This window comes from Pseudomonas sp. YQ_6 (genome assembly GCF_043103245.1).
Lineage (GTDB): Bacteria > Pseudomonadota > Gammaproteobacteria > Pseudomonadales > Pseudomonadaceae > Aquipseudomonas > Aquipseudomonas alloputida.
The window spans coordinates 289,546-311,297 of sequence record NZ_JBICJR010000038.1; the positions used below are offsets into that span (position 1 = coordinate 289,546).

A 21,752-nucleotide genomic window follows, 5' to 3' on the forward strand; every position below is an offset into this window, starting at 1 on the left:
CGCTCCCACACCTACAGTGCATTTTCAGACGCTGTGGAATACCTGCGGGAGCGGGCGTGCCCGCGAAGGGGCCAGAACAGGCTCAGTCAGCTTCGGCAGCTGTGTCTTTGTGCAGGGCCTGTACCTCGGCCCCGCGCCAGCGCCGCACCGACTTCTGGAAGAACTGACTATTGGGCACCTGCACCAGCGCTCCGCCCGCTTCGGGCACTTCCAGCAGGGTGGTAAAAAGCAGGTTGATAGCAATCACCCGGCCTTTCACGCCTGGCTTGTCGAGGGTGTCGACCAGCTCGACCACATCGCCGATGCGAAACGGCCCGACCGTGAAGATCAACACCGCGCACAACAGGTTGGACAGCACGCTCCACATGGCGAAGAAGGCCACCGCCGCTACCGCTACGAAGCCGGAAAGTGCTGTCCACAACACGGTTGCCGAAACACCCATGCGCTCCAGCACGAACAGCAGCGCGCTGCCCATGATCAGCCAGCGCAGGCCACCGCGCACGGGCACCAGCAGCTCCGGCGGTAACGGGTAACGCTGGCCCAGACGGCTCAGCCCGCGGGCGACGATACGTTGCAGGATGAACGCCGCTGCCAGGATCAGGAGGATCTGCAAACCCAGCCAGAAGGTGTCCATCCATTGCCCTGGCAGCAGCGAACGCAGTTCCTCCATCAGGACAACGCCTCGAGTTCGGCCTGCATGCTTTCCAGGGTTTCCAGCGCTTCCATCCAGGCCTCTTCCAGCTCGCCTTCGCGTTGCTTGAGCCGGGTCTGGCGCGCCAGCAGGTCGCGCAACTCGTCCTTGCGCGCCGCATCGTAAAGGCCACCATCACCCAGCGCGGTCTCGATCTCGGCCAATTGCGCGTGCACCTGGTTGAGCTCGGTTTCCAGCTTGTCGGCAGCCTTCTTGTGCGGCGCCAACTGCTGACGCAAGGCTGCGGCAGCCTGGCGCTGGGCTTTCTTGTCGGTCTTGTCCGGGTTGACCGGTGCAGTACTGGCCGGCGCACTGCGCTGGCGGTACTCGACCAGCCAGCGGCTGTAGTCCTCCAGGTCACCGTCGAAGGTGTCGACCTTGCCGTCGGCCACCAGCAGGAAGTCGTCCGTGGTGCTCTTGAGCAAATGACGGTCGTGGGACACCACCACCACTGCACCGGCAAACTCCTGCAAGGCCATGGTCAGCGCCAGACGCATTTCCAGATCGAGGTGGTTGGTCGGTTCGTCGAGCAGCAGCAGGTTTGGCCGCTCCCAGGCAATCAGCGCGAGTGCCAGGCGGGCCTTTTCGCCACCGGAGAAGTTCACCACCGGCTCGTCGCAACGGGCACCGTGGAAGTCGAAGCCGCCGAGGAAGTCGCGCAGCGTCTGCTCACGCTCGGTAGGAGCGATGCGCTGCAGGTGCAGCAGCGGGCTGGCCTTGTCGTCCAGCGAGTCCAGCTGGTGCTGGGCAAAGTAGCCTACAGCCAGGTTCTCGCCACGAACCAGGCGGCCCGACAACGGCTCCAGCTCACCTGCAAGGTTCTTGATCAGGGTCGACTTGCCGGCGCCATTGGGCCCGAGCAGACCAATACGAGCACCCGGGGTCAGCTGCAGCTTGACCTTGTCGAGGATGGCCTTGTCGCCATAACCCAGGCGACCTTCGGAAAGGCTAAGCAACGGGCTGGAAATTTTCTGCGATTCACGGAAGACAAAGTCGAACGGCGAGTCGACATGCGCCGCCGACAGCTCTTCCATGCGCTCCAGGGCCTTGATCCGGCTTTGCGCCTGACGGGCCTTGGTGGCTTGCGCCTTGAAGCGGGCAATGTACTTTTCCATGTGCGCGCGCTGCGCCTGCTGCTTCTCGTAGGCTTGCTGCTGCTGCGCCAGGCGCTCGGCACGGGTGCGCTCAAAGGCGGTGTAGCCGCCTTTGTACAAGTTGAGCTTGCGCTGCTCGACGTGCAGCACATGGTCGACCACGGCATCGAGGAAGTCACGGTCGTGGGAGATCAGCAACAATGTGCCGGGGTAGCCCTTGAGCCAGTCTTCCAGCCACAGGATAGCGTCGAGGTCGAGGTGGTTGGTGGGCTCGTCGAGCAGCAACAGGTCGGACGGGCACATCAGTGCCTGGGCCAGGTTCAGGCGCATCCGCCAGCCACCAGAGAAATCGCCGACACGGCGGTCCATCTGGTCGTTGGTGAAGCCCAGCCCAGCCAGCAACTTGCGCGCACGGGCGTCGGCGGTATAGCCGTCGGCGCTTTCCAGCTCACTGTGCAGGCGCGCCAGGGCGGTGCCGTCGTGGGCCTGCTCGGCCGCGGCCAGTTCGGCCTGGACCTTGCGCAGGCGCACGTCGCCGTCAAGCACATAGTCCACAGCCAGGCGGTCGAGGGTGTCGACCTCTTGACGCATGTGGGCGATGCGCCAGTCGCCGGGCAGTTGGCAGTCACCGGCATCGGGCGACAGTTCACCGCGCAGCAAGGCGAACAGGCTGGATTTTCCGGCGCCGTTGGCGCCGATCAGGCCGGCCTTGTGACCGGCGTGCAGGGTCATCTCGGCGCCTTCTAGCAAGCGCTGCGGACCACGCTGTAAAGTGAGGTTGGATAGTCTGATCATGATGGTCGCGGAGTCTACCAGCTTCCTCGGCCCATAGCGCGAGTGGAACCATGCACACCGACCTGTGGAATTACGCCCTGGCCCTGTATGCCAGGCCCGGCGTGGAAGCCGCCTGCCTTGAACTGCAGGCACTGGGTGGCGATGTCTGCCTGCTGCTGTGCGCGACCTGGCTGCAAGCACGTGGTGTGGCCGTGCTGGGCGAACGCGCGCATGCACTGCAAGAACTTGCCGAGCCCTGGCAGCGTGACGTGGTTACCCCGCTACGCAGCCTGCGCCAGCAATGGCGAACCCCAGCGTCGGCTGATGCACAACTGGCGGCATTGCGTGAACAGGTGAAGGGGTTGGAGTTGCAGGCAGAAAAAGCCTTGCTGGAGCGCTTGCAGGAACGCTCGCAACAGTGGCCCGCGGGCTCCCATGAGCCCACGGACGACTGGCTGGCCCGGCTGGCACCGGACCAGGCTTTGCATCATGACGCGCTAGTTCAGTTGCGCGTCGCAGCGGCTGCGCTTCAGGACGCCGAAGGTACCTGAGACGGCGTGCTCACAGGTGCCGACGGTGCTGCAGCAGCCGGGCTCACCGAGTTGGTTGCGGCGGCCGGTGTAGCGGGCTTGGCTTCAGCAGGATTGGCGGCGGGTTTGGCGGCCGTGCGTGCAGGTGCCTTGGCGGCAGCTGGTTTTGCGGCCGGCTTGGCAGCAGGGGCTTTGGCAGCTGGCTTGGCCGCAGGTTTGGCTGCCGCAGTCGCCCTGGCAGCCGGTTTCGCCGCAGGCTTGGCGGCAGCGGTCACCTTGGCAGCCGGTTTGGCCGCAGGCTTGGCGGCAGCGGTCGCCTTGGCAGCCGGTTTGGCCACAGGCTTGGCGGCAGCGGTCGTCTTGGCAGCCGGTTTGGCTGCAGGCTTGGCGGCAGCGGTCGCCTTGGCAGCCGGTTTGGCCGCAGGCTTGGTGGCAGCGGTCGCCCTGGCAGCCGGTTTGGCCGCAGGCTTGGCGGTAGCGGTCGCCTTGGCAGCCGGTTTGGCCGCAGGCTTGGCGGCAGCGGTCGCCTTGGCAGCCGGTTTGGCCGCAGGCTTGGCGGCAGCGGTTGCCTTGGCAGCCGGTTTGGCCGCACGTTGATCAAGGGCCTTGCCTGCAGCTTCGCGTACTTTACCTACACCCTGAGCCAGCTTGAGGCTGTCCTGAGCATCGCGTTTGAGTTGCTGAATGTAAGAGCGAGTCTGAGTTTGACGCTCCTTGAGAGACTCGAGCAGTTCTTCAAGTTCACCGATGGCTTTTTGCGCCTTGTTTTGCGCCTTGGCTTTACCTGCCTTGGCCGCGTCCTGCAGTTTCAGGCGACCGTTGTGCAGTTTTTCCTGCGCCTTGCCACGCTGCTTTTCCAACTTCGCCAGCAGTTTTTCCGCATCAGCCAGCGCTTGCGAGCAGGCCTCTTCCAAGTGTTCGAGCAAGCTGCCCGAAAGTTGCTGGAGCAGGTGTAACGGCGTACTTACTGGCTTCTTTTTGGCCGACATGGTTTACCTCCTGGCTGACGAGATTGCGGTTCATACTATGCTTCTGCTGCTACCGCCGCTAGGGCATGTTGACCGTAATGTTTACGCCGCGTTGCATGCCTGGGCAAAGTTGTTATCTTGCAGCTGCGTGAAAGTGTAGTTGCTGAATTAATCATTGCTGGTATTTGGGAGTCAGGCGTTGCCTCGAAATCTTGTTTTGGGTTTATGCCTGATGGCACCCCTCGCCTTGGCCGACAACGACGACCACGATTTGGCCTACAGCCTGGGTGCCAGCCTGGGTGAACGCCTGCGCCAGGAGATGCCGGGCTTGCAACTGGATGCACTGGTCGAAGGCCTGAAACAGTCCTATCAGGGGCAACCCCTCAAGCTCGACAAGACACGCATGCAGGCAGTGCTGCAGCAGCTTGAAGCCCAGGAAGGTGACGCCGCTACGCAAAAGCTGCAGGCCGCCGAAACGCGTTTCATGGCTAATGAACGTGGGCGTTATGGGGTGCACGAACTAACGGAAGGTGTGCTGTACAGCGAATTGCAGGCAGGCACGGGCGCACAGCCAAAAGCGGGCGGCAAAGTGCAGGTGCGTTATGTGGGCAGATTGCCGGATGGCTCAATATTCGACCAAAACCAAACCCCCCAATGGTTCAACCTGGATTCGGTTATCGAAGGCTGGCAGGTCGCGTTGCCGAAAATGCACACCGGCGCCAAATGGCGCTTGGTAATTCCTTCAGCGCAAGCCTATGGCGCCGAGGGGGCGGGAGACCTGATTGCACCCTATACCCCCTTGATATTCGAGATCGAACTGCTGGCGGTTGGTGACTGACGCCAACCTCAGGCCTGCACTGCACCCTCTTCCTTGTGTGCGTTGTGCAGCACTTCGATCAGGCAGTCTTCAAGCTCGAAGCGCTCATGCAACAACCCGCCCAACTTGGCCAGCTTCTCGGCAAAGCGTTCGGTGTCCTTGCACTCCCCCTTGGCGCAATGGTCGTTGAAGGCCAGTGCGATCTGAGTACTGTCGTTGATCCGCGGGTTGATCTCTTCGGCCAGCTTCAGCGCCTTCTCGTCTCCGAACGCCTTGGCCTCGCTGACCAGTTGCTCGCAGACTTCGAAGTGCCACGCCGAAACGTAGTCGACCAGAAGGGCGCAAAAGTCCCCGTTGGTGTCCTTGTCGGCGAAGGCTGGCCTCACATCGCGCAGGGCGCGAAAAGCCTGCACCAGTTCCTGGCGCTCCTCCAGCCAACGGTCGATCAGCTTGTGAACCCCACCCCAGCGTTCCTGGGCGTTCTGACAACTATCGAGCATGGCGATCTCTTCCCTTCTGGGTAGATGCCGCTGCACCTCGCACCACGACCGCGCAGCACAAAGGTGACATCAGCAGGACGGCATCGAGCAGTTGTTTTTCCGGTATGCGTGCTGGGAGATTATTCCCGCGCGTGCTGCCCTTCAAGGTACGCAGCACACAAAGTTCATACAAGTGTTTAATACCCTGTTACATCACCATTGGTCGCGCTAATGGCACAACCTTGCGCCAGGTCATGCTCTTGCCAGGGTGCGGAAACGATACGCCAGCAGGCAACTCAAGGGCAGCACCGCCAGCAGCAGGAAGGCTAACAGGCTCCATTCCGGCAGTGTCAGATCGAGAAAACTCCAGGCAAGCGAACGACAATCCGGGCCACCCAGCAACAGTTGCCGTGCCGCCTCACCCCAGGATTGTTCGAACACTCGCCCGATCGGCACCGGGCATACCTCATTGACCCCCTCAGCCCCCTGCAACCAGACATGCCGTGCTGCCAGCAATGCGCCGGCCAGCGAGCAGCCCAGCGCCAGCCGAGCATAACGAAGGATGCCCCGCGTGCCCGGTGCCTGCAGCACGGCTGCGAAACACAGGAGCGCGTACCCGCCAAGCAGCAACCGTTGGCTGAGGCACAATGGGCACGGCATCAGCCCCACTGTGTTTTCCAGACGGAAAGACGCAACCAGTACTGCCAGTGCGACCAGGCAGGCAGGAAGAAAAAAGGTGCGCAAACGGGCCGGCAGCATGGGCGGTGAAGGTCCCGGGGAAAAAGTAGTGGCTTGAAACGGTAGAGGAAAGACACGCTTTGTTTCAAGGCACGACAGCAACGACAAGTCACTGAAACGCGTAGGAAATTTCCAGATATGCCGTAGGAGGCGACGGAAGAAATAGACTTCAGATCAAACTGACAGCGAAAGATAAATTACCTGCCCCCAATGCCCGCACCTTTGCGCGGGCCTTGGGGTAGGTCAGGCGCGCACGCCTTCTGGCAAAGGCAGCGCCAGCAGGCGCTCGTCCAGCAGGCCAAGGCCCTCCTGGAACAGCTGGTTGCTGCGCTCGGTCTCGCCCAGCCCCGCGAGCAGGCGGGCCAGCTCAGCACAGGCCTCGGGGTTGCGCTCCATGCGCAGGCTGCTTTCCAGGTAGTCACGCGCCTTGCCCCACAAGCGGTTTTGCAGGCTCAGACGGCCCAATGTCAGCAGCAGGCTGGCGTCTTGCGGGTGAGCCTTGAGCCAACCTTCGGCGGTTTGCAGCTGACGCACCGGGTCATCACCACGCACCAGGCCGTAAAGACGGGCCAGGTGGCTTTCGTAGTCGCGCTTGAGGGCCGTGCGCAGTACTTGTTCGGCTTCGTTCTGGGCACCTACCTGGCGCAGTTGCTCGGCGTACGCCAGCACCAGTTGTGGCTCCTGGCGCTGGGCTGCGGTCAGCTGCTGCCAAGCGCGCTCCAAGGATTGACGTGCACTGAGCGCATCTTCGCCACGGGTGGTCGCCAGGCTCAGGTTCTGGCCCCAGGCGCGTTGCTCCAGAGCAGCCAACTCGGCGGCCGGCAGCACCTTGCCCTTGCGCAGGTCGGGCAGCAGGCGGATCAGCGCAGACCAGTCGCCGCGCTCCACGTAAAGGCGTTGTAGCAAGCGCAGCACCTGGCCGTTGTGCGGGTGGCGTTCCTGCATGGCCAGCAGGGTTTCCAGCGCCCCATCGTTTTCGCCACGATCCATTTGCAACTGGGCATGGGTCAGGGCAATGGCCAGCTCCGCTTGCGGCTGGCGCTCCAGGGCGCGCTCCAGCAAGTTGTCGCTGTCTTCGGTACGGCCTTGTTCGTTGGCAGCACGCGCGGCACCAAGGTAGTACAGCAACGGTTGGCGCTCAGCCTCGGCGGCACGGTGCAAGTGCCGTTGGGCACTGGCCCAGCGGCCTTCGGCAAGATCGAGCTGGCCCTGTTCGATCGCCAGGCGGATACGTCGGCTGCGGTTACGCCGTGACCACGGGTTGACCACACCACTGGAAGTCAGCACCAGGCCGACCAGATAGCGCAGCAACCACAGCAGCAGGACGACCGCCAAAATACCCGCCAAGGCTGCCCACAGCCCCGACTGATAACGGAAGCCACCATAGGAAATCAGTACATAGCCGCTGTGCTTGGCGACCGCGATGCCCAGTGCCGCAGCAACCACGATCGCAAGCACGGCCAACAAGTAGACACGCTTCATGGCTTGCCCCCTTCAGCCTCGGCCGGCAGGTGACGGCGCTGAATATAGGCCTGCACTGCCGCCAGGCTTTCACTAAGGTCAGGGGTAACCACCGACACCGGCTGATCGGCCAGGGCATTGAGGCTGTCGAGCATGGCCTTGCTTTGCGGGTTGTCTGCGTTGAAGTTGGCCAGCAGTACGCTGCGGGCGTCGTCCAGCGCCTGCGTGTAAACCTTGGCATCACCATTGAGCGCCGCCCACTGGGCCTGCTCGATAGTCAGGCTCAGGGCCAGACGCAGCTGGTTCAGTTGCTGCCCGGCCAGCAACGGACGCACGTTTTCATCGGCATTGAAGTCGATCTGGAAGTACTTGGATATTTCTGCCCACCACTGCGACAGCCTGCTGGCACCATCACCGTCGGCGGTCAGGGCGCCAAGCGCATCGGCGTTACTGTCGAACTCGGGGGACTGGGCGCTCAGCTGCTGTACCAGCTCACGCTGTGCAGCCAGTTTCAAGAACAGGCCAGTACGGTCCGGTTGCTGAGTGCTGTTGAGCGTGGCCAGGCTGCGGGCCAGTTGCTCGCGGGCGGCGAAGGCGCCCGGGTCGCTCTGCTCGCGCAGGATCTCGTCGGCGCCTTCGACCAGGGCTTTGGCACTGGTGATGTCCTGCAACGCCGAAAGGCGCAGGGTAGCCAGCCGCAGGAGGTGCTCGGCTTCGGCCAGACGCCACTCTTTGCGGCTTTCTCCCAGCACGGTTTCCAGGCGCTGGCTGAGACGCTGCTGGTCGCCCTGCAGTTGGGCTACCAAACGCCGGCGGTCTTCCAGCTCGCTGGCGGCTGGCAGACTGGCCAGTTGCGCACTGATCTGCTGTTCACGTTGCTGCAGCGCCTCGGCGCGCTGGGTCAGCGCCTCGATGTGCTGGCCCTGGTTGAACTCACTGCCCTGCAGTTGACGCACCTGCCAGACACCCCAGCCACCTACCGCCACCCCGGCCGCTCCAAGCAGCAAGGCCAGCGCTGCCAGGCCACTGCCGGAGCGCTTGGCAGGTGGGGTGGTAACGGGTTCCGCAGGCGCCTGCGCCGACGGTTGATCGTTATTGGACAAGACAGTCTCGCTCACGTATCCATCCTTTGCATGGGGGCGCACCGCATTCAGCTTAGCGCCTTAAGAGGCAGGTGCAGCGCTACGCTGCACGGCTGCCAGCAAGGCCGTGGCACTGGCGCCACGGCAATCCACAACCTGTTGGGCCCCGGCGGCCTTGGCCTGCTCGGCGACCCGCGGGCTGGGCACGAACAGCGGCAACTGGGCCAACCGCAGCCAATCGGCACCGGCCATCTGCTGCAAATGTTCAAAACCCTGCCCACTGCTGACCACCAGGCCATTGAGGCGTTCCGCTTCAATGCGGCGCATCAGCGTACCCGCCGGGTAGGCCGGCAGGCAGCGACGATACAGTTCCAGATATTCGACACTAGCACCTTGCTCTGCAAGACGCTCTGCCAGCAGTTCGCGACCTCCGACGCCGCGAACGATCAAGACACGCGGTGCCAGCTCGGTAAGTGCCTGGCGCAGGGCCGGCAGTGCCAGCAAGGCTTCGCTGTCATCGCCACGCGGCGGAAAGCTAACCTCCAGCCCAGTACCCTGCAGCACCCCGGCGGTTGCCTCACCCACGGTGAACCAGCCTCGCTGCGGAGGCTGGATGCTGGTCTCGGCCAGATGCTCAAGCAACAGCCGGGCGGCCGGCTTGCTGACCACAATGATCGCCTGGAAGTCATGCAAGCCCTCCAGCGACAGTCGCTGTGGGGCTTGCACGGTAATAGGTTCAATTTCCAGCAGTGGCAGGCAACTGCTGCCCACTCCCGCAGCCGCCAGGCTTTGCGCCAGCGCCGCACAGTCCTCGGCAGGCCGGGTCAGCAACAGGCGCCATTGGCTCACGGGTGACCGGCCTCGCCGTAGACTTCCTTGAGAATGGCCTCGGCGCCCTGCCCCAGCAGGTCTTCGGCCACCTGTACGCCCAGGGCCTCGGCGGCAGCACGGGGTGCACGGGCATCGGCCACCAGCAAGGTCCCGCCGCTAGGCTGGCCGACCAGGCCACGCAGCCACAACTGGTCACCCTCAAGGACCGCGTAGCAGGCGATCGGCACTTGGCAGCCACCATTCAGGCGTTTGTTCAGCGCGCGCTCGGCCATCACCCGGTCAGCGGTGTCGACATGGTGCAGTGGCGCCAGCAGTGCATGGATCTCAACGTCCGCACTGCGGCACTCGATGCCCACCGCACCCTGACCACCTGCCGGCAGGCTGTCATCGACGCTGATGGTGGAGGTGATGCGGTCTTCGAAGCCCAGACGGATCAGGCCCGCGGCGGCGAGGATGATGGCGTCGTACTCGCCGGCATCCAGCTTCGCCAGGCGGGTGTTGACGTTGCCGCGCAGAAAACGGATTTGCAGGTCCGGGCGGCGCGCCAGTAACTGGGCCTGACGGCGCAGGCTTGAGGTGCCGACGATACTGCCGGCGGGCAGCGCTTCGAGGCTGTCAAAGGTATTGGAAACGAAGGCATCACGCGGGTCTTCACGCTCGCAGATGCAGTAAAGGCCCAGGCCCTCGGGGAAGTCCATGGGCACGTCCTTCATCGAATGCACGGCGATGTCGGCTTCGTTGTCCAGCAGCGCGGTTTCCAGTTCCTTGACGAACAGCCCCTTACCGCCGATTTTTGCCAGCGGCGCGTCGAGCAACTTGTCACCGCGGCTGACCATGGGTACCAGGGTCACCTGCAGACCGGTGTGAGCCTGCTCGAGGCGGGCCTTGACGTATTCGGCCTGCCACAGGGCCAAAGCACTTTTACGGGTGGCAATGCGGATTTCGCGAGTGGACATGAAACGCCCCGATCCAGAGAAATACCGTCGATCATAACAGCATCGCCGGTATCGCTTGCAGATACGGATCAACAGCTCATACGCAGTTCAGGTGCAGGTGCGGGCCGAGTCCAAGGGCCTCAGAGGGTCTGCATCATCTTGCGCACACCGGCCACATGGCGACGGCTGACGGTCAAGGCATCGCCGTCCAGGCCTTTCAGATACAGCTGAAAGTGACCCAGTGGGGTGCGCTGCAAGCGTTCGATGCGCTCGCGGGCGACCAACGCATTGCGGTGGATGCGCACGAAGCGTTCGCCAAATTCGTCTTCCAGGGCTTTTAGTGGCTCGTCAAGCAGCACTTCACCGGCTTCGTGACGCAAGGTCACATACTTGTGGTCGGCAATGAAATAGATCACCTGGGGTAACGGGATCAGTTCGATGCCTTTGCGCGTGCGGGCGCTGATATGGCTGCGTGGGCCGCCGCCTTCATTGGCCGGCCGGGTAAGCGCCGCCAATTGGGCGCGGTTGGGTTTTTCGGCCTTGCGCAGGGCATCACGCAAGGCGTGGGCCTGGAAGGGCTTGGTCACATGGCTGAGGGTACTGTCCTTGAATGCCTCTGCACCGTATTCATCATCCCCGGAGCAAAACACCACCGCGGGCGGCGCCTCGCGTTCGCACAGGCGAGCGGCAACCTGCAGGCCATCCAGGCCTGGCATGCCGATGTCCAGCAGGACCACATCGGGCTTGAGGCTTTCAATCAGCGCCAAGGCCTCATCGCCGTTGGTGGCGCTGGGCTCCAGCACAGTGTAACCCTCCAGTTCGCCGAGCAGCCGGGTGAGGCGTTCACGGCCTTGGGGTTCGTCATCAACGATCAGGACATTCATAATTGCGCTGGATTCCTGAATGAGTCTCGCACAGGTATAGCGTAGACAGGTGTGGTTCGAGCGACACTGCGGTCACGCTCTAGACCGGTGCGATGGCCAAAGATTCACTCGGCCCGGCAGATTCACTGCCAGTCCTTTGTCCAACTGTAGACGGTCCGTGGAACACTGCCGTTCATTCCTTGAAATCCTTCTCTGCGATTTTCCGGGCATTTCTCTCGACCGGCGCCCTGCGGCAGCCAGCCCAACCCTGCTATCATCGACGCCACTTTTTCGTTCACGCCTGCAATGAGTGAATCCATGAGCACCGAGAAGACCAATCAGTCCTGGGGCGGCCGCTTCAGTGAGCCCGTCGACGCCTTCGTCGCCCGTTTCACCGCCTCGGTAGATTTCGACAAGCGCCTGTACCGTCACGACATCATGGGTTCGATTGCCCATGCCACCATGCTGGCGCAGGTCGGCGTGCTCAGTGACGCCGAGCGCGACACCATCATCGATGGCCTGAAAACCATCCAGGGCGAGATTGAAGCCGGCAACTTCGACTGGCGTGTCGACCTCGAAGACGTGCACATGAACATCGAAGCACGCCTGACCGACCGCATCGGCATCACCGGCAAGAAGCTGCACACCGGGCGTAGCCGCAACGACCAGGTGGCCACCGACATCCGCCTTTGGCTGCGCGACGAAATCGACCTGATCCTGGCCGAAATCACCCGCCTGCAACAGGGCCTGCTGGAGCAGGCAGAGCGTGAAGCCGAAACCATCATGCCTGGTTTCACCCACCTGCAGACGGCGCAGCCGGTCACCTTTGGCCACCACCTGCTGGCGTGGTTCGAAATGCTCAGCCGCGACTATGAGCGCCTGGTCGACTGCCGCAAGCGCACCAACCGCATGCCACTGGGCAGCGCCGCGCTGGCCGGCACCACCTACCCGATCGACCGTGAACTGACCTGCAAGCTGCTGGGCTTTGAAGCCGTGGCCGGCAACTCGCTGGATGGCGTGTCGGACCGTGATTTCGCCATCGAATTCTGCGCCGCTGCCAGCGTGGCGATGATGCACCTTTCGCGCTTCTCTGAAGAGCTGGTGCTGTGGACCAGCGCGCAGTTCCAGTTCATCGACCTTCCGGACCGCTTCTGCACCGGCAGCTCGATCATGCCGCAGAAAAAGAACCCGGACGTGCCAGAGCTGGTACGTGGCAAGAGCGGCCGCGTGTTCGGCGCCCTGACCGGTCTGCTGACCCTGATGAAAGGCCAACCACTGGCCTACAACAAGGACAACCAGGAAGACAAGGAACCGCTGTTCGACGCCGCCGATACCCTGCGCGACTCGCTGCGGGCCTTCGCTGACATGATCCCGGCGATCAAGCCCAAGCACGCCATCATGCGTGAAGCGGCCCTGCGCGGTTTCTCCACCGCTACCGACCTGGCCGACTACCTGGTTCGCCGCGGCCTGCCTTTCCGCGACTGCCACGAGATCGTTGGCCACGCGGTGAAGTATGGTGTGGACACTGGCAAGGACCTGGCCGAGATGAGCCTGGACGAACTGCGCCAGTTCAGCGACCAGATCGAGCAGGACGTGTTTGCCGTGCTGACTCTGGAAGGCTCGGTGAATGCGCGTGACCACATTGGTGGTACGGCGCCGGCGCAGGTGCGTGCTGCCGTAGTGCGTGGCAAGGCCCTGTTGGCGTCTCGCTAACCCCCCAAGGCGAGGGCTTCGCCCTCGTTCGCGGGCACGCCCGCTCCCACAGGTATTGCACAAGTTTCAAAAACGGTGCAGACCTGTGGGAGCGGGCATGCCCGCGAAGGGCTCAACACCAGACTCAGCGCTTGCCGCTGCGGATCATCTCCATGAAGGCCGGCATCGACGCTTCCTTGTCCGCCAAGATCCGCGGCATGTGCGGGTTCTCCCCCATCAGTTGCAGCAACGCCTTGGCCTGCGGGAAGTCCGCCAGGAAGTCGATGTCCAGCACCTTCTTGCCCACCGCGTTGGCCAGGTCGACCGAGAAGCAGAACATCAGGTCTGCCAGTGTCAGTTGCTCGCCCGCAACATAAGGTGCAAAGCGCCCGTTGCGCTTGAGCGTGGCAAACCCGGCCAGCAGGTCAGCACGCGCTTTCTCTTTGATCAGCGGGTCGACCGACATGCCAAAGAACGACTCGGCATAACAGGTACGCGCAGGCAGCTCGATGTACAACTCGATTTCCTTGAGCAGCTCCCGCACCTTGGCTTGGCCGAACGGGTCGGCTGGCAGCAGCGCCTTGCCGCCCTGGGTCTGCTCGATATAGTCGAGGATCACACTGGTTTCGCTGAGGAAGCCATGCTCGGTTTCAAGCACCGGCACCTTGCCCCGCGGGCTCACTTCCAGCGCCTGTGGCGCCTGGCCGCCATAGAAGGTGACTTCTTCGAATGGCAGGCCTTTTTCGAGCAGGGCCAGCTTGACCATGTTGTAGTAGTTGCTGACCGAGAATCCATAAAGCTTGAGCATGACGAAACAGCCTCCAGGCCGTAAGGGGTTGGCGTGGCCTTTATAGACTGAACACCTGCCACTGACCAGCGTCATGCACTCCGTCAATGCTCGGGCATTGCCGCCACAGGCATGGCACACTGTTGCATCCCATCCTAGGAGTACCGCGATGAGCGAGCCCACCGACATCGACAATGACGACGACGAAGCCTTCGCCGAGGCAACGCTGACCCAGGCCATCGAAAACCAGATCGAAAGCGGCGAGCCGCCTGCGGCCAAGGCCACGTTCAACAAGCTGACGCTGGTCGGCTATGAGCGTGAAGACATTCTGAACCTGATGGCCCATGTGCTGGCCTTCGAAATCGACAACATGCTGGTAGAGGACCGTGCGTTCAACGGCGAGTGGTATGAGAACGCTCTGCGGGCACTGCCGGAGCTGCCGCCTGAGATGGATCAAGGCGACGACGAATAACCCGGCTACACTCGAAGATCAGGCACCGTAGAAAGTGCCGCAATCCTTGTCTGGAAGTCAGGAGTCGCCATGCCTTTTACCCCCGATTTGATCGACGAAATGGAAGTACTCGCGCTGTTCAAACACGACAGCAGCCAGGAAGGCATCAAGATAACCAGCACCGCATCCCCTGCCCTGATCGCGGCTGCGCAACGCCTGCATGAGAAGGGGCTGACCGATCAGCCGGATGGCGGCTACCTGACCAGCCTGGGTCATGACGCCGTTGAAAGTGTCCAATTGCTACAGAACATTCTCAAGACGCCACAGCCGGCCTGAGCATCAGGCTTGCGCAAGATCTGAGACCCTGCGCGGTCCCTGTGGGACCGCGAAGGCTCCAGTCAGTTGACCGCAGCACTGCGCTTTTCCGCCAGCCACGAGCGGCCGTAAAGGAACACGATGGCCAGCAAGGCTACCGCTTGCGCCGACAGCGAGTAGGCATCGGCATGAATCCCCAGCCAGTCAAACTCAAAGAACGCCACTGGCCGTGTGCCCAGCACACCGGCCTCTTGCAGCGCCTTCACGCCATGCCCGGCGAATACTACCGACAGCGCGCACAGCAGCGCGGCGTTGATGCTGAAGAACAGCGATAGCGGCAGCTTGGCCGAACCCCGCAGAATCACCCAGGCCAGGCCCACCAGCAGCACCAGTGCCGTCGCGCCACCCGCCAGCACCGCCTGATGCCCGGCGGGGCCTGCCTGCAGCCACAGGGTCTCGTAGAACAGGATCACTTCGAACAATTCGCGGTATACCGAGAAGAATGCCAGCACGGCAAAGCCGAAGCGCCCGCCACCGCTGACCAGGCTGCTCTTGATGTAGTCCTTCCAGGCGGCAGCGTGGCGGCGGTCATGCATCCACACGCCAAGCCACAGCACCATTACCGCGGCGAACAGCGCCGTGCAGCCTTCCAGAAGTTCGCGCTGAGCGCCCCCCACATCGATCACATAGGCCGCCAGCGCCCAGGTGGCGAAGCCGGCAACCAGCGCCAGACCCCAACCGATGTTTACGCTGCGTACTGCCGACTGCTGCCCGGTATTGCGCAGGAAGGCCAGGATCGCCGCCAGCACCAGAATCGCCTCGAGGCCTTCACGCAGCAGGATCAGCAAACCGGAGATATAGCTCAGCGTCCAGCTCAGGCCATCGCTGCCCAGCAGCTTGGCCGCCTGCTCGAGCTTGGTTTTGGCGTCGGCCAGACGCTGTTCGGCCTGGGCCTCGGGCAGGCCGTCCTGCAGGGACTGACGGTAGGCCATCAGCGATTTTTCGGTGTCCTTGCGCGCCTGGGTGTCGATGTTGTCCAGCGAGCTTTCCACCAGCTCGAAACCCTCCAGGTAGGCCGCCACTGACAGGTCATAGGCCTGATCGTGGTCGCCTGCGCGGTAGGCCGCCAGGCTCTTGTCCAGTGTGCTGGCAGTGTATTCGAGCAATTGCGCCGGGCCGCGCTTTACCTGCGGCGGCTGGGCACGCTGGGCGCGGAATGCCTCGACGGCCGCAGTGCCTTCGTTGACGGCGACTTCGGCCGGGGTTTGGCGAGCCAGGTCGGCGAGGCTCCAGGTCTTGTCACCTTTGCCCGCTTCCGGCTTGGCGGTGAAGCTGGCGATATACGCGGCCACATCCCAGCGTTGGCGGTCGTCCAGCTGGTCGGCAAACGACGGCATTTCGGTGCCGTCTATACCCAGGGCCAGGGTGTTATAGAGGTCGAACAGGCTTAACTGATCCAGGCGCGAGACATCGCGCAGGTTGGCGGGTGCAGGCTCCAGGCCCACGCCAGCCGGGCCATCGCCGGCGCCGGTGTCGCCGTGGCAGATCGAGCAGTTCTGTGCGTACAGCGCAGCGCCGCGGGCGGGGTCCGGGGTAATCACCGGGGCCTGGCTGACCTCGTAGGCCACCGCCAGTCGCGCACCCAACTGCCGGGCCTGTTTGGCGACCGCAGTACCTTCCTGACGCTGGTCGATGGCCTGGCGCAGCGCCTGGACGCCCTGTTCCAAAGCCGCTTGTTCAGTATTTGCGGGCAGGCCTTTGACCAGGTCAGCCAATACCGCGCTGAACTCCTGTTGCTCGCGGTATTCGCCCTCGTCGATCACCTTGCCGTCCTGCACGGTCGGCGGGTAGTCGGCGCCAATGTAGTCCAGCAGGTGCTGGGCTTTGGCAGCATGGGCGGGGGACTCGGCCAGCGCCAAGGTGCTGCACAGCGCCAGCACCGGGCCGAGCAATGCAGCCGGCAGCCAGGCAAGCAGACGGGAACGGGTTTTCATGGCCAGTCTCGAAGGAAATGCGAAAGAGAACATTGTTCACTTCCACTTTGCTTCACTCAAGGGTGCTGGGCAGATTTCATGAAAAATCTTGCTACAAATCAGATGAAGTGGAGGGCATAGAGGACCAGCCCTCAAGGATCGCATCAGGGCTTGGCGGTGCCCTTCCAACCACCACCCAACGCCAGGAACACGGCAATTTGTCCCTGCGCCACTTGACTATTGGCTGCAGCCAACTGCGCATGCATATCGGTATAGGTCCGCGTGGCCTGCAAATCCGCCAGGAACGACTCACGCCCTGCCTGATAATACCGGTGCGTCTGGTCCGCGGCTTCCTTCGCCGACTTCTCCGCCTCGGCCAGCGCATCGCGCCGATCGAGCAAGGCGCTGTACTGTGCCAGCCGGGTCTGGGTCTCGCGAATGGCGTTCAGCACCACGCCATCGAAGTGCGCCAGGGCCGCCTGGGTCGAGGCCTCGGCCATGCGAATACGGGCACGGGTGCCGTTGGTGGGGATGCTCCAGCTGATCTGCGGGCCAAAGCCCCAGCGGTTGGTCGAAGGCTCGCCAAGGTTCTCCAGGATACCGATGGTGCCAACCTGGGCGCCAATGCTGATGTCCGGGTACAACGCGCCGGTAGCCACGCCAATATAGGCGGTGGCGGCAGCCAGCTGGCGTTCGGCCTGGCGCACGTCGGGGCGGCGCTTGAGCAGCGCCGCGCCATCGCCCACAGGAACCAGCTGGTTCAGGTGCGGCAACTCGGCACAATCGGCGGTTCCGGCGGGCAGTTGGTCGACCGGCTTGGCCAGCAGCGCGGCCAGGGTGTACATGCCCGTCTCGCGTTCGGCCTTGAAGCGTGGCAGTTCGGCACGCAAGGATTTGAACTGGGTCTGCGAGCGGGTGACCTGGGTTTCATCGCCACGCCCAGCATCGCGCAGGCGCTGGTTGAGTTTCACGCTTTGCTCCTGCAAATCGAGGGACTCGCGGGCAATGTGGTATTCCTCGTTGGCCGAGCACACCTGGGTATATGCCTTGACCACGTCCGCCACAAGCGTGATGCGGGCCGTGTCGGCAGCGGCCTGCACCGCATCGGCATTTGCCTTGGCAGCCTCGGTACCACGCTTGAAGGTGCCCCACAGGTCGAACTGGTACGAGGCACTGATGATGGCCTCACCGATGTTGGCTACCGGCACCTTCTCAGGCTGCAGGAAGGCTTCGCCCGACTCCTGCAACCGCTGAGCGCCGAGTTTGACGCCACCGTTGAAGCCGCCTTGCGATTCAGCCACCTCCACCTGAGCGCGAGCTTTGGCGATGTTGGCTGCCGCCACGCGCAGTTCGGTGTTGGCACTCAGCGCCTGACGCACCAGCTCGTTCAGCCGCTGATCCTGATACAGCTGCCACCAGTCCTCGGGGACCGGCGCCGACACGACGCTGTCGGCATCCTGGCGCAGCGGGCCGTTCAGGTCATTGCGTTGCACGGCCGCATCCCCAGGCACCTCATAGTCGGGCCCCACCATCATGCAGGCCCCCAGCGACAGGCACAGGCCAGCCAGGATCAGCTGTTTCATGGGCGCTGGCCCTCGATGATCGACACCGTCGCAGTACGCCCGGCGATCATGCGGAAGTCTTGCGGCACTTCGTCAAAGGCGATGCGCACCGGAATGCGCTGGGCCAGGCGTACCCAGCTGAACGCTGGGTTGACGTTGGGCAGCAGGTTGGCGCCACTGCTGCGGTCGCGGTCTTCGATGCCAGCGGCGAAGCTCTGCACATGGCCGCGCAGGCGGGTATTGTCGCCCATCACGCGGATATCCACGGCGTCACCAATATGGATACCCCCCAGCTTGGTTTCCTCGAAGTAGCCGTCGACGTGGTAGGAGGCACTGTCGACCACCGAAAGCACCGGGCGGCCAGCGGTGACGAACTCGTGGTTACGCGGCGCGCGGTCGTTGAGGTAGCCGTCTACCGGGCTGCGCACCACCGAGCGGTCAAGGTTGAGCTGGGCGGTATCGACCGCCACTTGCGCCTCGCTGACGGCCGAACGCGCACGGGCCTCGCGGGACTGGCTTTCCTCCAGTTGCTCGGCGGCCACCAGGTTGCCCAGCTTGCGGTTGCGCTGTGCTTCGCGGGAAGCCTGGGCCAGGGTCTCCTGGCGCTCGCCAAGGGTTGCCTTGGCTTGACGCAGGGCCAGCGTGAAGCGGTCCTGGTCGATGGTGAACAGCACGTCGCCACGTTTGACGGTCTGGTTGTCGCGCACCTCGACCTTCTGGATCAATCCCGACACATCGGGGGCGATCTGGATCACGTCAGCGCGGATATGGCCGTCACGGGTCCAGGGGGCAAACATGTAGTAGACCACCATCTGCCACACGAGCACGGCGGCGAAGGTCACTACCAGCAAGGTCAGGACCACACGGCCCAAGGTCAGCAAAGGTTTTTTCATGGCAGCATCAGGTTTCGACAAAAGTGGTCCACCGCGCCGAGCAGCACGGCATACAGGGCAACGTTGAATAACGCCCGGTGCCAGACCAGGCGGTAGAAATGCAGGCGCACCAGCACCGCGTGCACCCCCAGGAATAGCAGGTAGGTGCCAAACATCATCACCAGCAGCGTGGGCAGGAACACCCCGCTGATATCCAGTTCACCAATCACAAGGGCGCTCCGTCGAGCCCGGGGGGCAGTTGCGGTTGTTCGGCGGGTTCGAGCATCACCTCCACCCCCGGCAGTAGCGCCAGGCGCAGGCCGCTCAGGGCATGCAGCAGGTGGGTGCGGGCATCGCCGCGCTCGTACAGCTCATCCAGGTTCAGCGCCAGGCGAGCGCGTTCCATGTTGCGCAGCAGTGCGGCCGGGGCATGCAGGCGTTCGCCAGCACGCAGGCAGGCGGCATAGTGCGCACCGACTTCCTCGACCACAGTGTTCAGGCGCTCGCGAGCCTGCTGGCCGGCGCGCGGCATGTACGCCAGCAGGTCGAGCAGGTTCAACCCCACGCGCAGGTCGCGCACTGCCACACCACTGTCCTGGCCGGTTTGCGACAGACGTGGCAGGTGCTGCATCAGGCGGTCGAGCATCTGTACGCCAACCTGGCGGTGTTCGGCCAAGGTCGCAGGCTCGGTCATTTCGACGATGTCGCGCCAGGCGAAGCGGGTCATGCGCTTGGCCGCCAGCTCCACGCCGAACGGGCGCATCACCAGGGTCCAGATAAAGGCGAACAGAAGGCCCGCGGGGCCGGCAAGGTTGGAGTTGAGGAAGGTGAAGAAGTCGGCGTCGTAGGCGCCCTGGATGCTGATGAAGGTCGACGTGTTGACGATGGTCAGCAAGGTGCCCAAGTAGAAGCGCGGCTGCACGGTCAGGGTACCTATGCAGATGAACGGCACGGCAAAGGCCAGCACCAGCATCGGGAAGTCATGCAGGTTGGGCAGTACCAAAAACAGGTACAGACTGGAGAAGATGACCGACATCAGCGTCCAGAAAAAGAACCGGTAGATCTGCGGTGCCGGGTCGTCCATGGCGGCGAAGAAGCTGCACGCAACTGCCGCGAGGATTACCGCACTGGCGCCGTCGTTCCAGCCCAGGCCGATCCACAGGCCGCAGGCGACCACGATCGCCAGGACCGTGGAGGCTACCGAGTACAGCATCAGGCCACGGTCGAAAAACGCTGTGAGGCGGCCCAGCCGCCAGTGGCGATACACCGCACGCCAAGGCTTGGCATCATCGGTACGCAGGGCGTGCTGCAGGGTGCAGCAGTCCTGCCACAGGTCGGCCCATTCGGTCAGGCGGTACAGGGCGTTGGACAACAGCAGCTCGGCGCGCTGGTCGAGGGCGGCTGTAGCGGGCTGCAGGCGGCCGATCTGCTCGTGCAACGCAGCCCAGTGCGCTACCGAAGCGCTGTCGGCAGTGCCTTTGAGCCATTCACGAGCGGCTTCAAGCACGGGTTGAAGCTGGGCGAACTGGGCCGGGGCGCGGCCTTCCAGGGCTACCAGTGCGTCGCCGAGGGCGTCGATCACCGGCAGCAGATGGATCATCCGCCCGCGCAATTCGCGGGCGTTCTTCAGGGTATGCGGGCCAGCACCTTCGTGGGCGAGCTGACCGATCATCAGCTCCAGCGAGTTGAAGGTGGTGACCATCGCTCCGCGCATACCGCCGACCTTGTCGGCGCTGGCATCGCGGGCCAGGTAGGTGTCGCTGTAGCGAATCGCCTCGGTGAACCAGTTTCCGGTGGCACCGACTACCACCGGCGCCAGCCGACGTGGCCAGAAGATAGCCCCGACGACTGCCGCGCAGACGATTCCCAAACAGATTTCCTGCGCGCGAGAAGAAGCCACATCGAACACTGCCAGCGGATTATCCACCACAGCCAAGGCAATCATCGGCAGGGTATAACCGGCCAGCATCAGCACGTAATTGTTGGCCGTGCGCAGGTTCAGCGAAAGGAACAGCAAGGTGCCGGTCCACAGGGCAATGGCGATGCTCAGCAGCAACGGTGACTGCACCAGCGGCGGCACCAGGAAGATTGCCCCGCCAGCGCCGAGCAACGTGCCGACGGCACGGTACAACGCCTTGGAGCTGGTCGGGCCGACGAAGGGGCTGGAGACGATGTACACCGTCGCCATGGCCCAGTAGGGGCGCGGCAGTTGCATGAGCAAAGCAATGTACAGGGCAATCATGGACGCGCCGAAGGTGCGCACGCCGTAGAACCAGTCACGGGCCGGAGGGACGGAGCTGAAGAAGCCGTTCATGCCACCCCGCCTGCACTGCCCAGGCCGGCAGCCTCAAAGGCATGAAGCACGCGCAAGGCAGCTTCCAGGTCGGCCTGATCGATACCGCCGAGCACATCGCGGCGCAAGCGCACCAGTTCGGCTTCGATGGCTTCGGCCAGGGCACGGCCTTCGGCGGTCAGGCTTAGTGCCTTGGCGCGGCGATCCAGTGGGTCCTCGCTGCGGCACACCAGGCCAGCTTTGCACAATTGGTCAAGCAGGCGTACCAGCGACGGGCTTTCCAGCCCGGCGGCCTGGGCAACAGCCACCTGGTGCACGCCGTCGCCCAGGCGCACGATCATCAGCAGCGGTGCAGCGCAGGCCTCGGAAATGCCGTAGCCGGTCAAGGCGGTATGACAGATGCGCCGCCAGTGGCGGGCAGCGACTACCAGGCCACTGCTGACTTGCAGGCGCAGGAAATCAAGGGACATGAAGAAAACCAAATATATTCATAGTTTGCTAACTATCAATATACGCCCCGACATCCCCCTGTCGTCAACAGGGG

The 21,752-nt window shown here is 63.4% G+C and carries 22 protein-coding genes; 5 read left to right on the forward strand and 17 right to left on the reverse strand.

All coding sequences use genetic code 11. The annotated features are described in order from the left end of the window. Positions 1-82: 82 nt before the first annotated feature. Together ACF8FG_RS13135 and ACF8FG_RS13140 are read right to left on the reverse strand one after the other, a co-directional pair. Positions 83-670 carry a mechanosensitive ion channel family protein gene (locus tag ACF8FG_RS13135; RefSeq protein WP_014589306.1) on the reverse strand — a complete coding sequence of 196 codons (588 nt, stop codon included), beginning with the start codon at positions 668-670 and terminating at the stop codon, positions 83-85. After that, on the reverse strand, positions 670-2,580 hold the full coding sequence (locus ACF8FG_RS13140) for an ATP-binding cassette domain-containing protein (RefSeq protein WP_023389966.1): 1,911 nt from the start codon (positions 2,578-2,580) through the stop codon (positions 670-672). The genes ACF8FG_RS13135 and ACF8FG_RS13140 overlap by 1 nt, the downstream gene beginning before the upstream one ends. A 50-nt stretch (positions 2,581-2,630) precedes the next feature. On the opposite strand from ACF8FG_RS13140, the gene ACF8FG_RS13145 reads away from it, so the two are divergent. Further along, positions 2,631-3,110, forward strand: coding sequence for a TIGR02444 family protein (locus ACF8FG_RS13145; RefSeq protein WP_014589304.1), 480 nt, complete (start codon positions 2,631-2,633; stop codon positions 3,108-3,110). Here ACF8FG_RS13145 and ACF8FG_RS13150 read toward each other — a convergent pair. Further along, positions 3,089-4,078, reverse strand: a complete 990-nt coding sequence (locus ACF8FG_RS13150; RefSeq protein ID WP_318078868.1) for an AlgP family protein — start codon at positions 4,076-4,078, stop codon at positions 3,089-3,091. The two genes, ACF8FG_RS13145 and ACF8FG_RS13150, sit on opposite strands and share 22 nt — an antisense overlap. 178 nt (positions 4,079-4,256) lie before the next feature. Between ACF8FG_RS13150 and ACF8FG_RS13155 the strand changes: the two genes are divergently transcribed. Beyond that, complete coding sequence (locus ACF8FG_RS13155; RefSeq protein WP_041166816.1) at positions 4,257-4,895, forward strand: FKBP-type peptidyl-prolyl cis-trans isomerase; 639 nt, start codon at positions 4,257-4,259, stop codon at positions 4,893-4,895. Between the two features lie 8 nt (positions 4,896-4,903). On the opposite strand, the gene ACF8FG_RS13160 is transcribed toward ACF8FG_RS13155, so the two are convergent. From ACF8FG_RS13160 to ACF8FG_RS13190, 7 genes are all read right to left on the reverse strand, one after another. After that, positions 4,904-5,374 carry an Rsd/AlgQ family anti-sigma factor gene (locus ACF8FG_RS13160; protein WP_014589301.1) on the reverse strand — a complete coding sequence of 157 codons (471 nt, stop codon included), beginning with the start codon at positions 5,372-5,374 and terminating at the stop codon, positions 4,904-4,906. Positions 5,375-5,605: 231 nt separating this feature from the next. Continuing rightward, positions 5,606-6,112, reverse strand: a complete 507-nt coding sequence (locus ACF8FG_RS13165) for a disulfide bond formation protein B (protein WP_014589300.1) — start codon at positions 6,110-6,112, stop codon at positions 5,606-5,608. A gap of 222 nt (positions 6,113-6,334) precedes the next feature. Then, positions 6,335-7,573 carry a heme biosynthesis protein HemY gene (locus ACF8FG_RS13170; protein ID WP_014589299.1) on the reverse strand — a complete coding sequence of 413 codons (1,239 nt, stop codon included), beginning with the start codon at positions 7,571-7,573 and terminating at the stop codon, positions 6,335-6,337. Further along, positions 7,570-8,670: a uroporphyrinogen-III C-methyltransferase gene (locus ACF8FG_RS13175; protein WP_003255892.1), complete on the reverse strand. Its 1,101-nt coding sequence runs from the start codon at positions 8,668-8,670 to the stop codon at positions 7,570-7,572. Before ACF8FG_RS13175 ends, ACF8FG_RS13170 begins: the two co-directional genes overlap by 4 nt. 45 nt (positions 8,671-8,715) lie before the next feature. Beyond that, a complete protein-coding gene (locus ACF8FG_RS13180) occupies positions 8,716-9,483 on the reverse strand; it encodes a uroporphyrinogen-III synthase (protein WP_318080091.1) in 768 nt (255 codons plus the stop codon). Then, entirely contained in the window at positions 9,480-10,421 is a 942-nt protein-coding gene (gene hemC / locus ACF8FG_RS13185) for a hydroxymethylbilane synthase (RefSeq protein ID WP_014589297.1), read from the reverse strand. Before hemC ends, ACF8FG_RS13180 begins: the two co-directional genes overlap by 4 nt. Positions 10,422-10,540: 119 nt before the next feature. Next, positions 10,541-11,284 carry a LytTR family DNA-binding domain-containing protein gene (locus ACF8FG_RS13190; RefSeq protein ID WP_010951571.1) on the reverse strand — a complete coding sequence of 248 codons (744 nt, stop codon included), beginning with the start codon at positions 11,282-11,284 and terminating at the stop codon, positions 10,541-10,543. Positions 11,285-11,581: 297 nt separating this feature from the next. Between ACF8FG_RS13190 and argH the strand changes: the two genes are divergently transcribed. Next, on the forward strand, positions 11,582-12,976 hold the full coding sequence (gene argH / locus ACF8FG_RS13195) for an argininosuccinate lyase (protein WP_014589296.1): 1,395 nt from the start codon (positions 11,582-11,584) through the stop codon (positions 12,974-12,976). 124 nt (positions 12,977-13,100) lie between these two features. Here the strand turns inward: argH and ACF8FG_RS13200 are convergent, their stop codons facing one another. Continuing rightward, positions 13,101-13,763, reverse strand: coding sequence for a glutathione S-transferase (locus tag ACF8FG_RS13200; RefSeq protein WP_019439226.1), 663 nt, complete (start codon positions 13,761-13,763; stop codon positions 13,101-13,103). A gap of 148 nt (positions 13,764-13,911) precedes the next feature. Here ACF8FG_RS13200 and ACF8FG_RS13205 point away from each other — a divergent pair, with 148 nt between their 5' ends. Together ACF8FG_RS13205 and ACF8FG_RS13210 are read left to right on the forward strand one after the other, a co-directional pair. Beyond that, positions 13,912-14,214, forward strand: coding sequence for a hypothetical protein (locus ACF8FG_RS13205; RefSeq protein WP_010951568.1), 303 nt, complete (start codon positions 13,912-13,914; stop codon positions 14,212-14,214). Between the two features lie 69 nt (positions 14,215-14,283). After that, positions 14,284-14,529, forward strand: coding sequence for a TIGR02647 family protein (locus ACF8FG_RS13210; protein WP_392518844.1), 246 nt, complete (start codon positions 14,284-14,286; stop codon positions 14,527-14,529). 62 nt (positions 14,530-14,591) lie between these two features. On the opposite strand, the gene ACF8FG_RS13215 is transcribed toward ACF8FG_RS13210, so the two are convergent. From ACF8FG_RS13215 to ACF8FG_RS13240, 6 genes are all read right to left on the reverse strand, one after another. Then, positions 14,592-16,535 (reverse strand): FTR1 family protein, encoded by a 1,944-nt coding sequence (locus ACF8FG_RS13215; protein ID WP_318080094.1) that lies wholly within the window; start codon positions 16,533-16,535, stop codon positions 14,592-14,594. 110 nt (positions 16,536-16,645) lie between these two features. Next, positions 16,646-18,064, reverse strand: a complete 1,419-nt coding sequence (locus ACF8FG_RS13220) for a TolC family protein (RefSeq protein WP_318080095.1) — start codon at positions 18,062-18,064, stop codon at positions 16,646-16,648. Then, positions 18,061-18,936, reverse strand: coding sequence for an HlyD family secretion protein (locus ACF8FG_RS13225; RefSeq protein WP_010951565.1), 876 nt, complete (start codon positions 18,934-18,936; stop codon positions 18,061-18,063). The genes ACF8FG_RS13220 and ACF8FG_RS13225 overlap by 4 nt, the downstream gene beginning before the upstream one ends. Then, on the reverse strand, positions 18,933-19,145 hold the full coding sequence (locus ACF8FG_RS13230; protein WP_003255905.1) for a DUF1656 domain-containing protein: 213 nt from the start codon (positions 19,143-19,145) through the stop codon (positions 18,933-18,935). The genes ACF8FG_RS13225 and ACF8FG_RS13230 overlap by 4 nt, the downstream gene beginning before the upstream one ends. Then, positions 19,142-21,229 carry an FUSC family protein gene (locus ACF8FG_RS13235; RefSeq protein WP_318080098.1) on the reverse strand — a complete coding sequence of 696 codons (2,088 nt, stop codon included), beginning with the start codon at positions 21,227-21,229 and terminating at the stop codon, positions 19,142-19,144. Before ACF8FG_RS13235 ends, ACF8FG_RS13230 begins: the two co-directional genes overlap by 4 nt. Continuing rightward, positions 21,226-21,678 (reverse strand): MarR family winged helix-turn-helix transcriptional regulator, encoded by a 453-nt coding sequence (locus tag ACF8FG_RS13240; protein WP_026031987.1) that lies wholly within the window; start codon positions 21,676-21,678, stop codon positions 21,226-21,228. The genes ACF8FG_RS13235 and ACF8FG_RS13240 overlap by 4 nt, the downstream gene beginning before the upstream one ends. Positions 21,679-21,752: the final 74 nt, after the last annotated feature.

Bases quoted from the DNA above. Each gene is read 5' to 3' on its own strand.
- ACF8FG_RS13135 (WP_014589306.1), bottom strand. From the start codon at position 670: ATGGAGGAACTGCGTTCGCTGCTGCCAGGGCAATGGATGGACACCTTC.
- ACF8FG_RS13140 (WP_023389966.1), bottom strand. From the start codon at position 2,580: ATGATCAGACTATCCAACCTCACTTTACAGCGTGGTCCGCAGCGCTTG.
- ACF8FG_RS13145 (WP_014589304.1), top strand. From the start codon at position 2,631: ATGCACACCGACCTGTGGAATTACGCCCTGGCCCTGTATGCCAGGCCC.
- ACF8FG_RS13150 (WP_318078868.1), bottom strand. From the start codon at position 4,078: ATGTCGGCCAAAAAGAAGCCAGTAAGTACGCCGTTACACCTGCTCCAG.
- ACF8FG_RS13160 (WP_014589301.1), bottom strand. From the start codon at position 5,374: ATGCTCGATAGTTGTCAGAACGCCCAGGAACGCTGGGGTGGGGTTCAC.
- ACF8FG_RS13165 (WP_014589300.1), bottom strand. From the start codon at position 6,112: ATGCTGCCGGCCCGTTTGCGCACCTTTTTTCTTCCTGCCTGCCTGGTC.
- ACF8FG_RS13170 (WP_014589299.1), bottom strand. From the start codon at position 7,573: ATGAAGCGTGTCTACTTGTTGGCCGTGCTTGCGATCGTGGTTGCTGCG.
- hemC (WP_014589297.1), bottom strand. From the start codon at position 10,421: ATGTCCACTCGCGAAATCCGCATTGCCACCCGTAAAAGTGCTTTGGCC.
- ACF8FG_RS13190 (WP_010951571.1), bottom strand. From the start codon at position 11,284: ATGAATGTCCTGATCGTTGATGACGAACCCCAAGGCCGTGAACGCCTC.
- argH (WP_014589296.1), top strand. From the start codon at position 11,582: ATGAGCACCGAGAAGACCAATCAGTCCTGGGGCGGCCGCTTCAGTGAG.
- ACF8FG_RS13200 (WP_019439226.1), bottom strand. From the start codon at position 13,763: ATGCTCAAGCTTTATGGATTCTCGGTCAGCAACTACTACAACATGGTC.
- ACF8FG_RS13205 (WP_010951568.1), top strand. From the start codon at position 13,912: ATGAGCGAGCCCACCGACATCGACAATGACGACGACGAAGCCTTCGCC.
- ACF8FG_RS13210 (WP_392518844.1), top strand. From the start codon at position 14,284: ATGCCTTTTACCCCCGATTTGATCGACGAAATGGAAGTACTCGCGCTG.
- ACF8FG_RS13215 (WP_318080094.1), bottom strand. From the start codon at position 16,535: ATGTTCTCTTTCGCATTTCCTTCGAGACTGGCCATGAAAACCCGTTCC.
- ACF8FG_RS13220 (WP_318080095.1), bottom strand. From the start codon at position 18,064: ATGAAACAGCTGATCCTGGCTGGCCTGTGCCTGTCGCTGGGGGCCTGC.
- ACF8FG_RS13225 (WP_010951565.1), bottom strand. From the start codon at position 18,936: ATGAAAAAACCTTTGCTGACCTTGGGCCGTGTGGTCCTGACCTTGCTG.
- ACF8FG_RS13235 (WP_318080098.1), bottom strand. From the start codon at position 21,229: ATGAACGGCTTCTTCAGCTCCGTCCCTCCGGCCCGTGACTGGTTCTAC.
- ACF8FG_RS13240 (WP_026031987.1), bottom strand. From the start codon at position 21,678: ATGTCCCTTGATTTCCTGCGCCTGCAAGTCAGCAGTGGCCTGGTAGTC.